15 protein-coding genes are annotated in these 17,808 nt (G+C 64.9%); all 15 read left to right on the top strand.

The genetic code is table 11. The features are described from left to right. Position 1: 1 nt before the first annotated feature. The 15 genes from DSHI_RS19670 to DSHI_RS19600 all read left to right on the top strand — a co-directional run bounded on the left by DSHI_RS19670 (position 2) and on the right by DSHI_RS19600 (position 17,807). A complete protein-coding gene (locus tag DSHI_RS19670; RefSeq protein ID WP_012187287.1) occupies positions 2 to 3,127 on the top strand; it encodes an efflux RND transporter permease subunit in 3,126 nt (1,041 codons plus the stop codon). Between the two features lie 60 nt (positions 3,128 to 3,187). Then, positions 3,188 to 4,171 (top strand): SDR family oxidoreductase, encoded by a 984-nt coding sequence (locus DSHI_RS19665; RefSeq protein ID WP_012187286.1) that lies wholly within the window; start codon positions 3,188 to 3,190, stop codon positions 4,169 to 4,171. Positions 4,172 to 4,208: 37 nt separating this feature from the next. Continuing rightward, positions 4,209 to 5,063 carry an SDR family oxidoreductase gene (locus DSHI_RS19660; protein WP_012187285.1) on the top strand — a complete coding sequence of 285 codons (855 nt, stop codon included), beginning with the start codon at positions 4,209 to 4,211 and terminating at the stop codon, positions 5,061 to 5,063. Between the two features lie 2 nt (positions 5,064 to 5,065). Continuing rightward, complete coding sequence (locus DSHI_RS19655; protein ID WP_012187284.1) at positions 5,066 to 6,646, top strand: alpha-amylase family glycosyl hydrolase; 1,581 nt, start codon at positions 5,066 to 5,068, stop codon at positions 6,644 to 6,646. Between the two features lie 35 nt (positions 6,647 to 6,681). Further along, positions 6,682 to 7,161 (top strand): MgtC/SapB family protein, encoded by a 480-nt coding sequence (locus DSHI_RS19650; protein WP_245533097.1) that lies wholly within the window; start codon positions 6,682 to 6,684, stop codon positions 7,159 to 7,161. 77 nt (positions 7,162 to 7,238) lie between these two features. After that, complete coding sequence (locus tag DSHI_RS19645) at positions 7,239 to 7,961, top strand: gluconate 2-dehydrogenase subunit 3 family protein (RefSeq protein ID WP_012187282.1); 723 nt, start codon at positions 7,239 to 7,241, stop codon at positions 7,959 to 7,961. Then, positions 7,954 to 9,738 carry a GMC family oxidoreductase gene (locus tag DSHI_RS19640; RefSeq protein WP_012187281.1) on the top strand — a complete coding sequence of 595 codons (1,785 nt, stop codon included), beginning with the start codon at positions 7,954 to 7,956 and terminating at the stop codon, positions 9,736 to 9,738. The genes DSHI_RS19645 and DSHI_RS19640 overlap by 8 nt, the downstream gene beginning before the upstream one ends. Before the next feature lie 15 nt (positions 9,739 to 9,753). Further along, the gene (locus DSHI_RS19635) at positions 9,754 to 10,569 is read left to right on the top strand and encodes a c-type cytochrome (protein WP_012187280.1); all 816 of its coding nucleotides are present in this window, start codon (positions 9,754 to 9,756) and stop codon (positions 10,567 to 10,569) included. 67 nt (positions 10,570 to 10,636) lie between these two features. Continuing rightward, positions 10,637 to 11,074: a c-type cytochrome gene (locus DSHI_RS19630; RefSeq protein ID WP_044029474.1), complete on the top strand. Its 438-nt coding sequence runs from the start codon at positions 10,637 to 10,639 to the stop codon at positions 11,072 to 11,074. Continuing rightward, complete coding sequence (coxB, locus tag DSHI_RS19625) at positions 11,074 to 12,111, top strand: cytochrome c oxidase subunit II (protein WP_012187278.1); 1,038 nt, start codon at positions 11,074 to 11,076, stop codon at positions 12,109 to 12,111. The genes DSHI_RS19630 and coxB overlap by 1 nt, the downstream gene beginning before the upstream one ends. Then, positions 12,108 to 14,669 carry a cytochrome c oxidase subunit I gene (gene ctaD, locus DSHI_RS19620; RefSeq protein WP_012187277.1) on the top strand — a complete coding sequence of 854 codons (2,562 nt, stop codon included), beginning with the start codon at positions 12,108 to 12,110 and terminating at the stop codon, positions 14,667 to 14,669. Before coxB ends, ctaD begins: the two co-directional genes overlap by 4 nt. Then, positions 14,666 to 14,995: a hypothetical protein gene (locus DSHI_RS19615; RefSeq protein WP_012187276.1), complete on the top strand. Its 330-nt coding sequence runs from the start codon at positions 14,666 to 14,668 to the stop codon at positions 14,993 to 14,995. The genes ctaD and DSHI_RS19615 overlap by 4 nt, the downstream gene beginning before the upstream one ends. 16 nt (positions 14,996 to 15,011) lie before the next feature. Further along, positions 15,012 to 15,731 (top strand): cytochrome c oxidase assembly protein, encoded by a 720-nt coding sequence (locus DSHI_RS19610; protein ID WP_012187275.1) that lies wholly within the window; start codon positions 15,012 to 15,014, stop codon positions 15,729 to 15,731. 22 nt (positions 15,732 to 15,753) lie between these two features. Continuing rightward, the gene (locus DSHI_RS19605) at positions 15,754 to 17,379 is read left to right on the top strand and encodes a flavin monoamine oxidase family protein (protein WP_012187274.1); all 1,626 of its coding nucleotides are present in this window, start codon (positions 15,754 to 15,756) and stop codon (positions 17,377 to 17,379) included. Then, complete coding sequence (locus DSHI_RS19600; RefSeq protein WP_012187273.1) at positions 17,376 to 17,807, top strand: c-type cytochrome; 432 nt, start codon at positions 17,376 to 17,378, stop codon at positions 17,805 to 17,807. The genes DSHI_RS19605 and DSHI_RS19600 overlap by 4 nt, the downstream gene beginning before the upstream one ends. Position 17,808 lies beyond the last annotated feature (1 nt).

Raw genomic sequence — 17,808 nt, 5'->3', positions numbered from 1 at the left:
GATGGCGCGTCTGATCCGTTGGTTTCTGACCAATCCCGTGGCCGCGAACCTCGCGATGGTGGCTTTGGTCCTAGCGGGTCTCACCGCTGCACTGAACCTGACCGTTCGGACCTTCCCTGAAATCAACACCGGCGTGATCAATGTGACAGTGGTCTATCCCGGCGCCACCCCGGCAGAGGTCGCCGACAGCATCCTGGTGCCGATCGAAGAGCAGGTCACGGGCCTCGCCGGGATCCGCAGCATCGACGCCACCGCCACTCGCGGGCGCGGGACGGTTACCGTACAACTGACACGCGCCGCCGATCCACGCACGGTCAAGGACGATGTCGACAATGCCGTCGCGCGCATCACGACCTTTCCCGAAGCCGCGGAATCCCCCCGGGTGACCGAGGTGGAACCGACCGAGGTAGCGGTCGAGCTGGCTCTGTTCGGGACCGCGGACCGCAAGACGCTCAAGGCGCTGGCAGAAATCGTCCGCGCAGACCTGACCGGCATGGACGGGATCAGCCAGGTCACGGTCAAAGGGGTCGCCCCCGACCAGATCGAGATCGCCGTGCCCCGCGCAACACTCGAAGCTTACGCCATCGGCCTGACCGCCCTTGCCGACCGGATCGCAGGGGCGAGCATCGACCTGTCGGGCGGCGAGATCGACACCGGTGCCTCGACCGTGCAGGTCCGTGTCTCGGGCGAGGCGCAAACGGCAGACGCCCTGCGGGACACGGTGGTCTTTACCAGCGACACGGGCGCGCGCGTGCGCTTGGGGCAGATCGCAACCATCCGCGACGGCTTGACCGAGGATGCCACGCTGGCCACCATCGAGGGGCAGCCGGCGGTGTTCCTGAGTGTCGAGCGCACGGGCACCGAACAGGTTCTGCAAATCACCGACGCCGTGACACGCTATACCGAGCAAACCCTGCCCGAGCGCCTGCCCCAAGGGGTCGAAGCCACGATCTGGCGCAACAACGGTGCGCAGCTGCAGGGGCGTATCGACCTTCTGGCCAAGAATGGTGGGATCGGCGCGGTGCTGATCCTCATCGTGCTGGCGCTGTTTCTCGACCTGCGCATCGCAGCCTGGGTCGCGGGCGGCGTGGCAATCACCTTTGCCGGGGCGTTCGTGCTGATGCAGGCCTTCGGCGTTGCCATCAGCCAGCTGTCGCTCTTCGGTTTCATCCTCGCCCTCGGGATTGTGGTCGATGACGCCATCGTGGTGGGCGAGAACACCTATTCCGAATTGGAGGGCGAGGGCGATCCCGATCGCGCAGCGGAGCGGGGCATCCTGAGCGTCTGGCGCGCCATCCTGTTTTCGGTCAGCACCACGGTGCTTGCCTTCACGCCGCTGTTGCTCCTGCCGGGGGCGTCGGGCTCCTTTATCGGCCCCGTAGCCACGGTGGTGATCTTCGTGCTGTTGCTGTCGCTGTTCGAAAGTTTCTTCATCCTGCCCCGGCACCTGTCGAACATCCGGCTCACCCCACCCCGCCGGTTTTCGCCGCGGCGTGTGACAGACGGCCTGCGCAGGCGCGTGGATCGCGGGTTCCGGCGCTTCACCGACGGGCCGCTAGACCGTGCCGTGCGCTTTGCCATCTGCCATCCGGTCGTCATCGTCGCCGGCTGCCTCGTCAGCTTGATCCTGACCGTCGGGCTGGTCCAGGGCGGCAAGGTCCGGTTCGAGTTCTTCCCCCGCATCGAAGGAAACTTCGTGACCGCCGAGTTGCGCATGCCCGACGGCACCAGCGAGGATGCAACCTTGCAACGGGCGCTCGACATCGCGGGCGCCGCCCGCGACGCCGCCGACACCCTCGGGGCGGACGTACTGGAGCGCACGGGCATCACGATTGGCTTTTCCACCGGCGGCGGGCCTGGTCAGGGCGGCACAAGCTCTGGCAGCACCGCAAACATCTCGGCCCAACTGGCCGATGCCGCGACGCGCGATATCACAGCCGCGGCCTTCACCGACGCCTGGCGCGAGCAGGTGGGCGAGGTGGCGGGAGCGCGAGAATTGCTGTTCTCGTCCAGTCTTGTCGGCGTCGGTGCACCGATCGCACTTAAGGTCGCCGCCGAGGACGATAGCGCCCGGCAAGCAGCGGTGGACCGCATCACCCAAGCCCTGCGCGGGCGCGAAGGCGTCCGTGATCTGCGCGACGACAGCGCCAGCACCGCGCAGGAGCTGGTCATCACCCCCCGCGCCGATGCCGCGACCTTCGGGATCAGCGAGACCGCCATCGCGCGCGAGTTGCGCGCCGCTTTCTACGGGGTCACCATCGACCAATTCGCCCGGAACCGCGAAGAGGTCGATATCCGCCTGCGCCTTGCGCTGGAAGATCGCGATGCCGTCGCCGACTTGCGACGCCTGACCATCCCCGGCCCCGAGGGCGATATCCCGCTCGAACGGCTGGTTGAGATCGACCAGAAGCCCGCCGCAACCTCGATCACCCGTGCAGACGGGCGCACAGTCACGACGATCATGGCGGATGTGAACACTGGCCTTACAACCGGCGGGGCCGAGACCGAATGGGTTCTTTCGCAGATCGTGCCAGACCTGCGAGCGGATTTCCCCGGCCTCGAAGTCACCGCCGGCGGCGAGCAGGAAGAGGCGGGCCGCTTTTCCAATTCGCTGACACAGAATTTCGGACTGGCCCTGTTCGGTATCTACGCGGTGCTGGCCCTTGCCTTCGGCAGTTACCTCCGGCCCCTGATTGTTCTGCTGGTTCTGCCATTCGGTTTCGTGGGCGCGGTGTTGGCCCATGCGGCCCTGGGCATGAACCTGACCTTGCTGAGCATGTTCGGCATCATCGGCCTGTCGGGCGTGGTGGTAAATGGGGCCCTTCTGATCGTGGATTTCATACTCGCCGAGGAGGCCAGGGGCACCGACCCGAACGAGGCCATCCGGCGCGCCACGCTGCGGCGGTTCCGACCCATCACGTTGACGACACTGACCACCTTTCTCGGGGTCACGCCGCTGATCCTGGAAACATCGGTGCAGGCGCAGTTCCTGATCCCCACGGCCGTCTCGCTCGGCTTCGGCATCCTGTTCTCCTCCGTCCTTTTGATGCTGTTGGTCCCCGCCTATGCCTCGCTTTTCGCCGCAGGCAGGGCCCGCATGCAGACCGGCACCCCCCAACGCACATGACCGCGGGAACCCACGGTGGCCCGGAACCGTTGACCCCGCAAGCAGCCACAGGAGCTTCAGATGACACAGTCGAAAATCGCCGTCGTCGCGGGCGGTAGCGCCGGCGTCGGTCGGGCCACCGTCGAGAAACTGATTGCCGAAGGCTACAAGGTCGGCGTGCTGGCAAGGGGCGAGGACCGGCTGGCCGAGATGGAGGAAACCTACGGCCCACAGGTCATGACCCTGCCCTGCGATGTCAGCGACGCCGCCCAGGTGTCCCGCGCCGCCACCTTGATCGAGGAAGGGCTCGGGCCGATCGACCTGTGGATCAACTGCGCGATGCTGACCAGTTTTTCGCCCTTCACCGAGATGAAGGATGACGAATTCCGCGCCATCGTCGACACCACTTTCATGGGTGTCGTAAACGGCACGCGCGCCGCACTGGCGCAGATGGAGCCGCGCGGGCGGGGTCAGATCGTGACCTTGGGCTCGGGACTGGGGTACCGGGCGGTGCCGTTCCAATCGGCTTACTGCGCCTCGAAACATGCGATCAACGGCTTCGTCGCCTCAGTGCGGTCCGAACTGATCCGCAAGAATGCCGGGATCACCATGAGCCTCGTGCAACTGCCCGCCCTCAACACGCCGCAATTCGACTGGGCCCGCAACAGGTTGGAGACCAAGCCGCAACCCGCGCCGCCGATCTATCAGCCCGAGGTGGCCGCCGATGCGGTAATGAGGGCCGTCCACAAAGGGTCGCGCGAGTTGTTTGTCGGGGCCTCCGTTCTGCAACTGGTCTTCGGCAACATGCTCTTGCCGGACTACCTCGACAAGAAAATGTCCACCAGCGGCGCAGAAATGCAGAAATCCGACCGCGACGCGCAGGGAACCTCGGATGACAACCTGCACGGCCCGGTCGACAGCATCCCAGCCAGCGCGCACAGCAGCTATGGCGAAAGGGCAAAAGCCAGCGGCCTGATCGTAGATGCCGATCTGGCCCGGCTCGCCGTGTTCGGCGGCCTGATCGTTGGCACCGCCGTGCTGTCGCGGTTGCTACCGAGGCGCTGAGCCTTTTCCGAAACACTTCTCCGAAAGGACTTATCCCATGTCCAAGCACACCGACATTCCCGCACAATCGCAAGACGCGATGCCTGCCCATGAATACAAGATGGATCCGCCCCCCGACTACATGCCGCGCCACCCCGGCGTCGGCAAGCTCGAGGGCAAACGCGCCATTATTACCGGCGGCGACAGCGGCATCGGACGGGACGTTTCGGTCCTCTTCGCGCGTGAAGGCGCCGAGGTCGGAATCATCTACCTCGATGAGGACCGCGACGCAAAAGAGACCGTCCGCCTGATCGAGAACGAAGGAGCCACGGGCCACGCCGTGCAGGCTGATATCGGCGACCGCGCACAGGCTTTCGATGCTGTCCGAGAGCTGGCCGAAAAGATGGGCGGCATCGACATTCTCGTGAACAATGCTGCCCAGCAATGGCTGGAGACCGAACTCGATGACATTACCGAGGATCATCTGCGCCGGACTTTCGACAGCAACGTCATGGGGTATTTCTTTTGCACCCAGGCGGCGGCGGACCACCTGCCCGAGGGCGGCACCATTATCAACACCGCCAGCGTCAACGCCTTCAAGGGCAACGCCGCGTTGATCAGCTATTCGTCCACCCGCGGCGCGATCACGGCCTTCAGTCGCTCCATCGCATCGCAATTGGTGAGCAAGGGCATCCGGGTCAACTGCGTGGCGCCTGGCCCGATCTGGACGCCATTCATCCCCGGCACCATGCCGGCCGAAAAGGTCGAAGGTTTCGGCTCGCAAGTACCCATGCAGAGACCGGGACAGCCTTGGGAGGTCGCGACCTCCTACCTGTTTCTCGCCAGCAGTGACGGGTCGTATTTCACGGGCCAGACCCTGCACCCCAACGGCGGCATGATCGTGGGCAGTTGAACATGCCGCGACGCGGGCCGTGGCCCGAAAACCCCGTCATTTATCAGGTCTACCCCCGGTCGTTCCTTGACACGACCGGGACGGGGGAAGGCGATCTGCCGGGGGTGACCCGGCAGCTCGATTACATTGCCGGCCTCGGGGTGGACGGCATCTGGCTTTCGCCCTTCTATCCCTCGCCGTTCTGCGACGGGGGGTATGACATTGCCGATCATTGCGCCGTCGACCGGCGGTTCGGCACCCTCGACGATTTCGATGCGCTGGTGGCGCGGGCCCATGATCTGGACCTGCGTGTGATGATCGATCTGGTGCTCAACCACACGTCGGACACCCATGACTGGTTCGCAAAATCGCTGGCCCGTGAAGAAGGCTTCGAGGATGTCTACATCTGGGCGGACCCGTGCAAGGACGGCAGCCCGCCCTCGAACTGGCTGTCGTTTTTCGGAGAGGCCGCTTGGCGCTGGCACCCGCAACGTGCGCAATACTGCCTGCACAAGTTTCTGCCCTGTCAGCCCTGCCTGAACCATTACAACGACCGCGTGCACGAACGGCTGAACCGGATCACGCGGTTCTGGCGCGACCGTGGCGTCGATGGCTTCCGCTATGACGCGGTAACGAGCTTTTTCTATGACCCCGGGTTTCGCGACAATCCCCCCGCGGCCGAGGCCGAAGCGGCTCTGATCCCCGGGCCATCCAACAATCCATATACCTTCCAGGAGCATATTCACGACGTGCTGCCCAACGAATGCGCTGCCTTCGCGGAAACCCTGCGCGAGATGGCAGGCCCCGACGCCTACCTTCTGGGGGAGATCAACAACGGCCCCCGTTCGGTCGAAGTCACGTGCAAGTTCACCGGCCCCGATCGACTTGACGCCGGCTATGCGATCGACTTGCCGGAACGCGGGCCCAGCACGGAGGTACTGCGCGACCTTCTCACCCGGCTGGAGGATGCTGAAGGATGGACCTGGTGGCTCAACAGCCATGACCAGAAACGCGCGGTCTCGTCCTTCGGCGATGGCGGGGCAGCGGATGCGAAGATGCTCGCAGCGTTCCTTTGCGCGCTGCCCGGCCCCCTCTTGCTGTTTCAGGGCGAGGAACTGGGGCAGCCACAGGCAGAGCTCGAAAAGGTCGAGCTGACCGATCCTTATGACCTGATGTATTGGCCCGACTCGGTGGGTCGCAACGGCGCCCGCGCGCCCATGGCCTGGGACGACACGCAGCCCGCATGCGGCTTCAGCAAAGCGGTGCCGTGGCTACCTATGGCGCGGGCGGAACAGGGCGGCGTGGCACAGCAGGAGGCCGACCCGGCCTCGGTTCTCGCCTTTTACCGCGATGCACTTGCCCGGCGGCGTGACCTGGGGCTTGCCGAGGCCACGATGGAACTCGAAGACGCGCCTGATGCCTGCATTCGGTTCCGGCTGCGCGTTGGGACGCTCGTTGTGCAGGTGGCCGCCAACATGTCCGGCGCGCCACAAGACCTCGCACCCAGACAGGGTGCAAAACGGATCTTGCAGACCAAGCCCCCCGCGCCGGGCAGCAACCTTCCGCCCCGCAGCGCTGCCTGGTGGCTGTTGGAGAAAGGCTAGCCAACGTGGGTCCGATCATCCAGGAGCTGACTGCATTGACCACCCTCCCCTGGCAGGTCGTGCTGCTGCGGCTTGCCGGGGCGCTGGTCTTGTGCGGTCTGATCGGCTTGGAACGGGAGACCAAGAGCCGCCCGGCGGGCCTGCGCACCCATATGCTCGTCGGGCTGGCGGCAGCGCTCTACTGCCTCATCATGCTGGAAGTTCTGGCCAATATGGACAGCTACAGCGACCGGGTGTCGAGCGATCCCTTGCGCCTTGTCAACGCGGTCACCAACGGTGTCGCTTTCCTTGCCGCCGGGATGATCGTTTTCAGCCAGGGCAAGGTGCGGGGCATTACCACGGGCACCAGCCTCTGGCTGGCCGCCGCCATCGGGCTCAGCGTCGGATTCGGGTTTTGGATGATGGCGGTCGCGACCACCTTGCTCGCCTTGCTGGTCATCCGTGTCTTGAAGCTGGGCGAGATCCGTGCGGCTGGCGGCGACAGCGATCATGCATCTGACACCGAAACGAATTGATCGCAGATCGGGTTTTTTCGGGAACCGAGCCGTAATTTTTGGCGTTGCCCCTGCAACAAATGCCAACGGGGCGTTCCATGACACACATCTTTTCACGTCGTGCAATCTTGCAATCTGCCGGGGCCAGCGGTGTCGCAGCCGCGATCGGTCTGACCAGCGCGCCGCGCCACGCCTTCGCCCAGGCAGACGCCCGGCCATGGGCGATCCTGACGGACACGCAAGCCCGCTGGCTCGCCGCCGCATGCGATGTGTTCATCCCCGAAGACGACTACCCGAGTGCCAGTCAGGCCGGGGTTGTTGACTTCATAGACCTGCAGATGGCCACGGATTACGGCCAGGGCGCGGGTCTCTACCTGCAAGGCCCCTTCCCCGCAGGCACGCCCGAGCAAGGCTGGCAACTCGACATGACGCCCGCCGAGCTTCTTCTGGGCGGCATTGACGCCCACATCGCCGAGGGCCCCGCGCTCTTCGATCTTGACGAGACTGGCCGCGCCGATGCGATCCGGGCGCTATCCGAGCGCACGCAACCCATCGGCGGCGGCACCCCGGCCACCGATTTCTTCACGCTGCTCCACAGCCTCACCAACGAAGGCTATTTCGCCGACCCGATATATCTGGGGAATTACGATTATGCTGGCTGGCGGATGGTCGGCTTTCCCGGGGCGCATGCCTATTACACCGAGCGCGTGGATGACGCCTCGATCTCCACGCCACCACCGCCCATGGGCATTGCGCACCAACCAAATGGCCGATCGACCCCGCCGCGGCCCATTCCGCAGGGGGGCCGCGCCGATGGCTGAGCGTCGTTTACCCAAAACCGATGTCGTGATCGTGGGCGGCGGCTGGACCGGCCTGACCGCCGCTTACGAGTTGGCCCATGCCGGCCAACGCTGCGTCGTGCTGGAACGCGGGCACCACCGCCACGATGCCACGTCCTTCGGCAGTCCGGAGGAGCATGACGAGCTGAAATATGCCCTGCGCTACGGCCACATGCAGGACGTCAAGAAAGAGACCCTGACCTTCCGCAACTCACGCGATCAACGCGCGCTCCCGATGCGGCGGCTGGGATCTTTCCTGCCCGGCACTGGGCTGGGCGGCGCGGGCATCCACTGGAACGGCCAGATCTGGCGCCCCCTGCCTTCGGACTTGGAAATGCGCAGCCATTACGAGGACCGCTACGGCAGCCAATTCATCCCCGACGAACTGAGCATCCAGGACTGGGGTGTCACCTATGACGAGCTGGAACCGCATCTCGATTTCTTCGAGAAGATCTGCGGCGCTGCCGGGGCCGCTGGTAACCTGCGCGGCGAGCGTCAGGTAGGCGGCAACCCTTTCGAGGGGCCGCGCAGCGACGGCTACCCCAACCCGGCGATGAAACAACCCATTTCGAACACCAAGTTCGGTCGCGCCGCCGAGCGGATGGGTCTGAACCCTTTTCCGATGCCCTCGGCCAACGTGACCCAAGCCTATGAAAATCCTTACGGCGCGCAGCTGCATCCCTGCACCTACTGCGGCTTTTGCGAGCGGTTCGGTTGCGGCTATTTCGCCAAGGCCGACCCGATCATCTGCGTCTATGACCGGATCAAGGATCACGAGAATTTCGAGATCCGCTTCGATGCGCAGGTCCTGCGCGTCACCAAATCACAGGACGGTCAGACCGCCACCGGGGTCATCTACCTCGACGAGGACGGGGTAGAGGTATTTCAACCTGCCGATACGGTCTGCCTGAACGCCTACAGTTTGTGGAACGTGCACCTGATGCTGGTGTCGGGCCTGGGCACGCCCTACGATCCCGAAACGCGGCAGGGCACGGTCGGGCGCAACTACAGCTATCAGACCATCGCCGCGGTCGACGCGTTCTTTGACGAGACCGTGCAGACCGACCCGTTCATGGGGGCGGGCGCGCTCGGTATCGTTGTCGACGATTTCAACGGCGATAACTTCGATCATTCCGACCTGGGCTTCGTCGGCGGCGGCTATATTGCCTGCAAACAGTATCACGGCCGCCCGATCAGCTACCAGCCCGTGCCCGAAGGCACGCCCCCCTGGGGTGCCGAGTGGAAGGCCGCGGTGCGCGAGAACTACACGCGACATGCGGACCTGGTGATCCACGGCTCCAGTGTGTCGACACCCGAGAACTACCTCGACCTCGACCCGACCTGGACCGATGCCTATGGGCGCCCGCTTCTGCGGATGACCTTCAACTTCCCCGACACCGACCGGCGCATGTCGGATTACGTGATGAACCGCGCGGTCGAAATCGCGCAGGAGATGGACAATGTCACCTCCGTCAGCTCCGTGAACCTCGCAGCCGAGGGCAAGAACTACTCCATCGTCCCCTACCAGACGACGCACAACGTCGGCGGCGCGGTCATCGGCACCGACCCTGAAACCTCGGTCGTCAACCGCTACGGTCAGATGTGGGACCACCACAACGTCTTCGTTTTCGGGGCCTGCCTCTTCCCGCAGAACCTCGGCTACAACCCCACCGGTCCGCTCATGGGGCTCGCGTATTGGACGCTTGAGCACATGAAGCGCGACTACCTCCCCAATCCCCGCCCCCTGATGGACGCCTGAGAAAGGACTGCACCCATGCCCCGCCTCAACAGCCCCTTTGTAATCACAACCGCTTTCGCCGTTGTCGGTATTGGCGTCTTTGCCCTGAACGCGCAGGACTATGAGACCGACCCCGGTATCAAGGCGCTGGAAGCACGGCTGGAAGACGACAGGGTGCTTTTCAATGTCGAGGTTCAGCGAGAGGTCACCGATGACCTGCTGGAACTGGGCCGACTGGTCGCCATGGGCGGGGCCGAGGCGGGCGGATCCGGCATGGCGTGCATCGCTTGCCACGGGGCAGAGGGGATGGGCGACGGGTCCGGCGCTTTTCCGCGCATCGCCGGGCAATCGGGATGGTACCTCTACAAACAGCTGATCGACTACGCCTCCGGCGCGCGGCCCAACAAGGTGATGTCGGGCGTCGCTCAGCGCCTGACCGAACGCGAGATGGAGGCCGTCTCGGCCCATTACGCGGCCATTGATGCCCCCTTCCGCCCCGTGATCGGCGATATCGAACCGGAATTGCTGCAATGGGGCGGACAATTGGGCGCGGTGGGGTCAGCCGAGCGGGGCATCCCTGCATGCGTGAATTGCCATGGACCCAGCGGCATGGGCAACCCGCCCTCCGTTCCCTACCTCGCCGGGCAATACGCCAATTACATGACCCATCAACTGGAGCTATGGGCAGAGGGCGTGCGCGACAATGACGCGATGAACGTGATGTCTTCTATCGCAGAAAAGATGTCGTCCGAAGACATGCGCGCCGTCAGTGAATACTACGCCCGCGTCCGGCCCGCCGGTGCCGGCGCCGAGGTTGCGGTCAACGTCGACATGACCGTCGACACCGAGTGATCCGCCTATGCGCCCCACAGCCACATATGCAACGGTTCTGGCCCTGTTCTCCCTTGCGGTCGCCGCGATGGCTTGGTCAGCCCTGCGTCCCGAGAACAGCCCCGGCCACGCTCTCGCCACGACCACATCCGCGGCCTTCAGCGACCTTGCCGCCTGGTTTCGCAGCGGCCCGGCCGATGGTCAGCCGGACTGGGAAGCCGCAGCGCGCAACGTCTATGGCGCCGATGCGTCGCACGGCGCGCAGCTCATGATCCTGCACGGCTGCGGTGCCTGCCACACCATTCCCGGCGTGACGGGCGCCGATGGCTCGGTCGGACCTGACCTCGGTGGGCTGGCCGACCGCGCCTATGTGGGCGGCGTTCTGCCCAACGAGCCGGGCGGCTTGGTCCGCTGGCTTGTCAATCCGACCACGTATGCGCCGAACACGGCCATGCCCGACCTTGGCGTGACCGAAGCCGAGGCACGTGACATGGCAGCGTACCTCTTCACGTTGCGAGGCGAGTGATGGACGAAGATCTCGACATTCTTGGCGGGCGCAGTGTGCGGGACATCGTGGGCGAGGCCCCGGATCTCGACACGTCAGCCGAAGATGCTGCGCTCGAAAGCTTGGGGGATCGCAGCGCCCTCGACATCTGGAATTCGCAATCCGCGCTGGAACCAAGCGGGCTGGGTGCCGCCGCCGCCTATGACCTGACAATCGGCATGGTCGTGGGCCTCGGGGCGGTGTTCGTGGTCGTGATGGCGATCGCCTGGTTCGCATGGCACAGCAAACGCCCAGCAGGCCATTGGTGGGTGTGGACCGGCGGCGTGATCACGCCGCTCATAGCAATCTCGACCGTGATGGTGGCGTCGACCGCTGCCCTTGTGGCGACGACGCGGCCCGCACCCGACGCACTGGTGATCGAGGTGACCGGCTATCAGTTCTGGTGGGATGTGGTCTACGATCCGGACGGGACACCGTTGCGGGACGCCAATGAATTGATCCTGCCCGAGGGTCGCCCGGTCACCCTGCGTCTGAACTCCAACGATGTGATCCATTCCTTCTGGGTGCCCTCGATTTCGGGCAAGATGGACATGATCCCCGGACGCACCAACACTCTGACGATAACCGCGACCGAAACCGGCCAGTTCCGCGGCCAATGCGCCGAGTTCTGCGGGTTGTCCCACCCGAAAATGGCATTCGAGGTAACGGTCCTGCCCCCCGAGGCCTTCGACAAGTGGCTTGCCACCACGCGCGGCGCGGCGCGCGACGTGGCCCGACCCGCGCAAGCCGAGGGACGCGAGGTTTTCCTGAGCGCCGGCTGTGCCGCCTGTCACGAAATCCGCGGGGTCGCAGAAGGTGGGCGGCTGGGCCCCGACCTGACCCGTCTGGGCGCGCGCGCCAGCCTCGGCGCGGGCATGTGGCGCATGAACCAGGGCAACGTCGCAGGCTGGATCGCCGATGTGCAGGACATGAAGCCCGGCGCGCAAATGCCCTCCTACAACCACCTCAGCGGTCCGGATCTGCGCAACCTGTCCGCTTACCTCGTGAGCCTGCAATGACCGACACCTTCCCCCAGCCACGGGGCGCCGAGCCGCCCAGCCCGCAGCCGGCGGCACGCAAGCCCGCCTATGACGTTGCCCCGAAGGGCGAGATGGGCAAGGATTTCGAAGGCATCTGGGAACAGCCCTCCGGCATTCGCGTCCTGTCCGCGGTCAGCCACCGGGCGGTGGGCAAGCGTTTCCTGATCACCGGGTTCATCTTTTTCCTGATCGCCGGGGTCTTCGCGCTCCTGGTGCGCCTTCAGCTGATGGTGCCCGAGAACACCTTCCTAAGCAGCGAAACCTACAATCAGCTGTTCACCATGCACGGGACCATCATGATGTTCCTGTTCGCGATCCCGATGCTAGAAGGGTTCGCCGTCTATCTGATCCCGCTGATGATCGGCGCGCGGGACCTGGTGTTTCCACGCCTCGGCGCCTTCGGCTATTACTGCTACCTCTTCGGCGGCATCATCGTGCTGTCGTCCTTCCTGTTCGACGCGGCCCCGGATGGCGGGTGGTTCATGTATGTGCCGCTGTCGACCTCGGCCTATACCGAAGGGCTCAGCGCGGATTTCTGGCTGATCGGGATCACCCTGGCCGAGATCGCAAGCGTCACCGCGGCGGTCGAGATCATCGCCGCTATCCTGTGTTCCCGCGCGCCGGGCATGAGCCTGACCAAGATGCCGATCCTGATGTGGTATCTCCTGGCCACCGCCTTCATGATCGCGATTGCCTTTCCGCCGCTGATCATCGGCTCGATCCTGCTGGAGGCAGAGCGCCTGCTGGGTCTGCCGTTCTTCGACCACACCTTGGGGGGCGATCCGCTCCTGTGGCAGCACCTGTTCTGGCTGTTCGGCCACCCGGAGGTCTATATCATCTTCCTGCCGGCGGCCGGCATGGTGGCCACGATGCTGCCGACTTTCGTGGGCAAGCCGCTCTTCGGCTACGGCTTTGCCGTCGCGGCGGTGGTGACGATGTCCTTCCTAAGTTTCGGGCTCTGGGCGCATCACATGTTCGCAACCGGCCTGCCGATCCTGTCGCTGTCGTTGTTCTCCGCCGCCTCGACCATGGTCGCCGTGCCCACCGGCGTGCAGATCTTCTGCTTCATCGCCACGCTCAGCCAGGGCAAGCCGCGCCTGACCGTACCGATGCACTTCATACTGGGCTTTCTGTTCATCTTCGTCCTGGGTGGCATGACGGGCGTCATGGTGGCGGCGGTGCCATTCAACCTGCAAGCGCATGACAGCTACTTCGTGGTGGCGCATCTGCATTACGTGCTGATCGGCGGCATGGTGTTCCCGATGTTCGGCGCGCTGTACTACTGGGTGCCGCATTTCACCGGCCGCATGATGTCCGAGCGGTTGGGGAAATGGGTGTTCTGGCTCATGTTTTCCGGCTTCAACCTGGCCTTCTTCATGATGCACCTGACGGGGATGCGGGGCATGCCGCGGCGGGTCGCGACCTATCCCGGAGGCATCGGCTGGGACCGGCTGAACATGCTGTCGACCATCGGCGCCTTCATTCTGGCCGCCGGGATCGCGCTGTTCATCTGGGATTTCTTCCGCCACCGGCGCGTCGGGCCACGGGCGGGGCGCAACCCATGGGGCGCAAGCACGCTGGAATGGCTCTATGAACCGGTCACGCCCGGCTACAACTTCCGCGCCATTCCGCGCATCACCTCGCGCGAGCCGCTTTGGGATCAACCGGAACTGGCCGAGACGCCCGGCGCAGAGGTGCGCGGCGCCCTGCGCGACTACCCGGATCACCGGCGCGAAACACTGGGCTGCCACATCGTCACGGGCGAACCGCTGCAGATACTGCGCCTGCCGCACCCGACATGGTTCCCGCTGATCGCGGCCTTGGGCCTTGCGCTGCTCTTCGGCGCCACCCTCGCCTCGGTCTACTGGCTCTGCGCGATCGGGGCGGGCATCGCGCTGATCGGCTTCGCCGGCTGGGCATGGGAGCCTTCGGACAGCGGTGTCGACCGAGACATCGGCATCGAGGGACTGCGCCTGCCGGTCAATGCGATCGACAAGCAAAGTCACCTGCATGTGGGTCTCGTCGGAACGATCATGATCCTCTTTGCGCTGTTTTTCTCGCTGCTCTTCGCGGGGCTCTACCTCTGGAACACGCAACCGATCTTTGCCGAGGCGACCCAGCGGCCCGCGCGCATCTTCGCCCTTCTCGCGCTCGGCCTGTCGGTCGTGGTCTTCGCGCTTAGCTGGATGGTCGGACGGGCCCACGCGCGCGCATCGCTCTGGATGACCGGAAGCCTCAATATCCTGCTGGCCGCCTGCCTGATCGGGCTAACCATGTGCTTTGGCCTTGCCCTCCTGCCCATCGACCCCTGGAGCACGGCTTTCGCCGCCGTCGGATGGGCGATCGGCGCCTATCTCACGGCCCTGATATCCGTGGCGCTCTTGTGGACGGTGTTCAACGCCCTGCGCAAGGCCGTGGGCGCCACCAAGCCCGGTCAGGGCCTGCCCGACATGCTGCTTGGCAGCTTCGGCAAAGCCACCGCCACCATGGCGCTGATCACCGCCATCGCCTTCCTGTTCGCGGGGACGCCACAATGACCACGAACCTCTTTCGCATCGCCACGCCCATTACGCTGTGGGCGATCCATTTCATCGCCATCTATGCGCTGATCTCGGCCGCTTGCTCGCCGCGCGGGTTGCTGGGGCCGGATACCATGGCTGCCGTCGCGGCGCTGGTGACCGGTACGATCGCGGTTGCGATCCTCGTGCTGCTGATCCTGTCCGGCCGCGGCATGAGGCGCGTCGGGCCCGACGGTCCGGAATTGCCGCTCGCGCAAGCGGCCTGGTGGTCGGCGCTGATCTCGTTCCTGGCGGTTCTTGCCAACGTCTGGCCCATTCTGCGCGTGTCGGGCTGTACGGGCTAAAAACAAGGAGAACACTATGGACACCTACGTCCCCTTCTGCGGCGCCCCGCCCATGCCAGCCGAGCTCTGGAGCCGCTGGACCCTTGACCCGTACCTGTTGTCCGGGCTCGCATTGGCCGGGCTCGCCGGATTTGTCCTTCTGAAGGACAAGGCACGCTTCGGGCTTGCCTGGGGCCTTGTCGGCCTGCTTTTCGTCTCGCCGCTCTGTGCGGCCTCCATTGCGCTTTTCTCGGCCCGCGTGGGCCAGCATATCCTGCTGACGCTCGTCGCCGCGCCGATCCTGGCCGCGGCTCTGCCAAGGATGCGCCTGCCCGCCCTGCCCTGCGCGATCCTGTTCGCGGTGCTGTTCTGGGTTTGGCACGCGCCCGGCCCCTATCAGGCCACGCTCGAGAGCGATCTGGGCTACTGGTCCATGCATCTGAGCCTTTTCGGGTCCGCCACCCTGCTCTTTGCGGCGATGCGCGCGCGCCCACACATGGCGCTCGGCGCCGCGGCGCTGACCGGCGCACAGCTGACGGTCTACGCCTCGATGCTGACCCTTGCACCCGTCGCCTGGCACGACTGGCACCTGGCCACGACCCTCAACTACGGGCTAACCGCCCTGGCCGATCAGCAACTCGCAGGAGCCCTGATGTGGGTGGCGGGCGGGGCGCTGTTCTTGACCTCCATCGCTTCCCTGGCCCTGCGGTTCTTCAAAGAGACACCGTCCGGGCCGGCCCCGACGCAAACCCGCTGACCCCCGCAAAAGGAGACCAGCCATGCAAGACGACCCCCGGTTTCAGATGTCCCGCCGCGACCTGCTTCAGCTGATCGGTGTCGCCGGCGGCGCCAGTGCCATGATGGGCGCAATGACCACGATGGGCCATAGCCTGCCCTCGCCCTATGACGGCCCACCGGCCCTCGAAGGCGCCCCCCAGGGCGAGAAGGTCCTCGTGCTCGGCGCTGGCCTTGCGGGCATGGTCGCGGCCTTTGAGTTGCGGCGCGCGGGCTACGAGGTCGAAATCCTCGAATACCAGAGCCGCGCGGGCGGCAGGTGCTGGACGCTCAAGGGCGGCGACAGCTTCCGTGAGCTTGGTGGATACGAGCAGACCTGCAACTTCAGCCAAGGCCAGTACATCAACATCGGCCCCTGGCGTATCCCGCACCACCACCGCGCGGTGCTCGATTACTGTCAGCGCCTCGGGGTGGAGCTTGAGATCTTCGTGCAGGAGGACCAGAACGCTTTCCTGCACTCCCCCGACGCGTTCGGCGGCAAGCCCCAGCGATACCACAACATCTGGGCCGATTACGTCGGCGGCATCACCGAGATGCTGGCCAAAAGCGTAAACCAGGGCGCCTTCGCCGACCAGATCACCGCCGAGGACGCCGAGATGCTGCTTGAAAGCCTCAAGTCCTTCGGCGTGCTCGACGGCCAGTACCGCTATACCGAGCGGCTCGAGGTCTCGAGCTATCGCGGCTACCCCAACTCCGGCGCGCCGGGCGGTGGGCTGCTCGACGCCGCCCCCACCCCGGAAAAGCCAATCGAGCTGAAAGACATCCTCGACAGCCGGTTCTGGCAGTACCTGCGCAATCATACGACCTATCGCCATCACGCACCGATGTTCCAGCCCAAGGGCGGAATGGAGGAGATCGCCCATGCCTTCGAACGCGAGGTCGGCGATCTGATCACCCACAACGCGCGGGTCACCAGGATCATGCAGGACAGCGCAGGCGTCACCGTCGACTGGACCGAAACCGGCGTCAGCGGCAAGGAGCATCGGTCGACCGCCGACTGGTGCGTCTGCACGATCCCCTTCACGGTGCTCAGCCAGATCGAAATCGATGTCGCCGCCGACATGCGCGCGGCCATGCGCGAGTTGCACTATCACGAGTCGGTCAAGGCCGGCTTCGAAATGAAGCGTCGCTTCTGGGAACAGGATCTCGCGATCTATGGCGGCATCACCCTGACCGACCTGCCGATCGCCGAGATCGGCTATCCCTCGAACGAAATGCACTCGACCGGACCGGGCGTGTTGCTGGCCGCGTATGTCTATGGGCCTCAGGCCTATGCCTACAACTCCATGTCGCCCGAAGAACGAATAGAGAGCATCCGCAACCAGTTGAAGATCATTCACCCCCAGGCAGCCGAGGAATTCAGCTCCGGTGTCGCGCTGAGCTGGCACCGTGTGCCCTGGATGCTGGGGTGCTATTCGAATTGGGACACCCGCGACGAAAGCTACCGTGCCGCGGCCCGGGTCGACCGGCGGATCGTCTGTGCGGGCGAACATCTGAGCTACCTGCCCGGTTGGCAGGAAGGCTCGATCCTGTCTTCGCTCGACGCGATCCGGCGCCTGAACGACGTGGCCGCCTCGGGCCTGTATTCCACGCAAGGAGGCAACCAATGAACCCGTTTCGTATCACGACACTGGCCGTCGGCTGCATCGTGGCCGCGACGGCGCTATTTGCCCAGGGCAATCCCGAACGACACGAGTCGACCGAGGCCCTTTCGGCAAGCACGGACGGCTTCCTCGTGAACAGCGGTGAAGAGATCTACATGGTCGCCTGCGCCGGCTGCCACCAGCCGCAGGGCCAGGGCGCTTTGGGCGCTGCACAATACCCGACCCTCGCGGCCAATCCGCGGCTGCAAAGCGCACGGTATCCGGCCTGGATCGTGGTGAACGGCATGGGTGCGATGCCCGCCTTCAACGATTGGCTGAGCAACGAGCAAATCGTCGAAGTCGTCACCTATATCCAGCAGAACCTCGGCAACCGCTATGACAGCAACCTGACACCCGAGGAGGTCCAGAACCTGCGCGACGCGCCAGCGCCATGAC

It is taken from the genome of Dinoroseobacter shibae DFL 12 = DSM 16493 (assembly GCF_000018145.1).
GTDB lineage: Bacteria > Pseudomonadota > Alphaproteobacteria > Rhodobacterales > Rhodobacteraceae > Dinoroseobacter > Dinoroseobacter shibae.
Note: the sequence above shows the minus strand (reverse complement) of the source record. Positions and strands in the feature narration are given on the sequence as shown.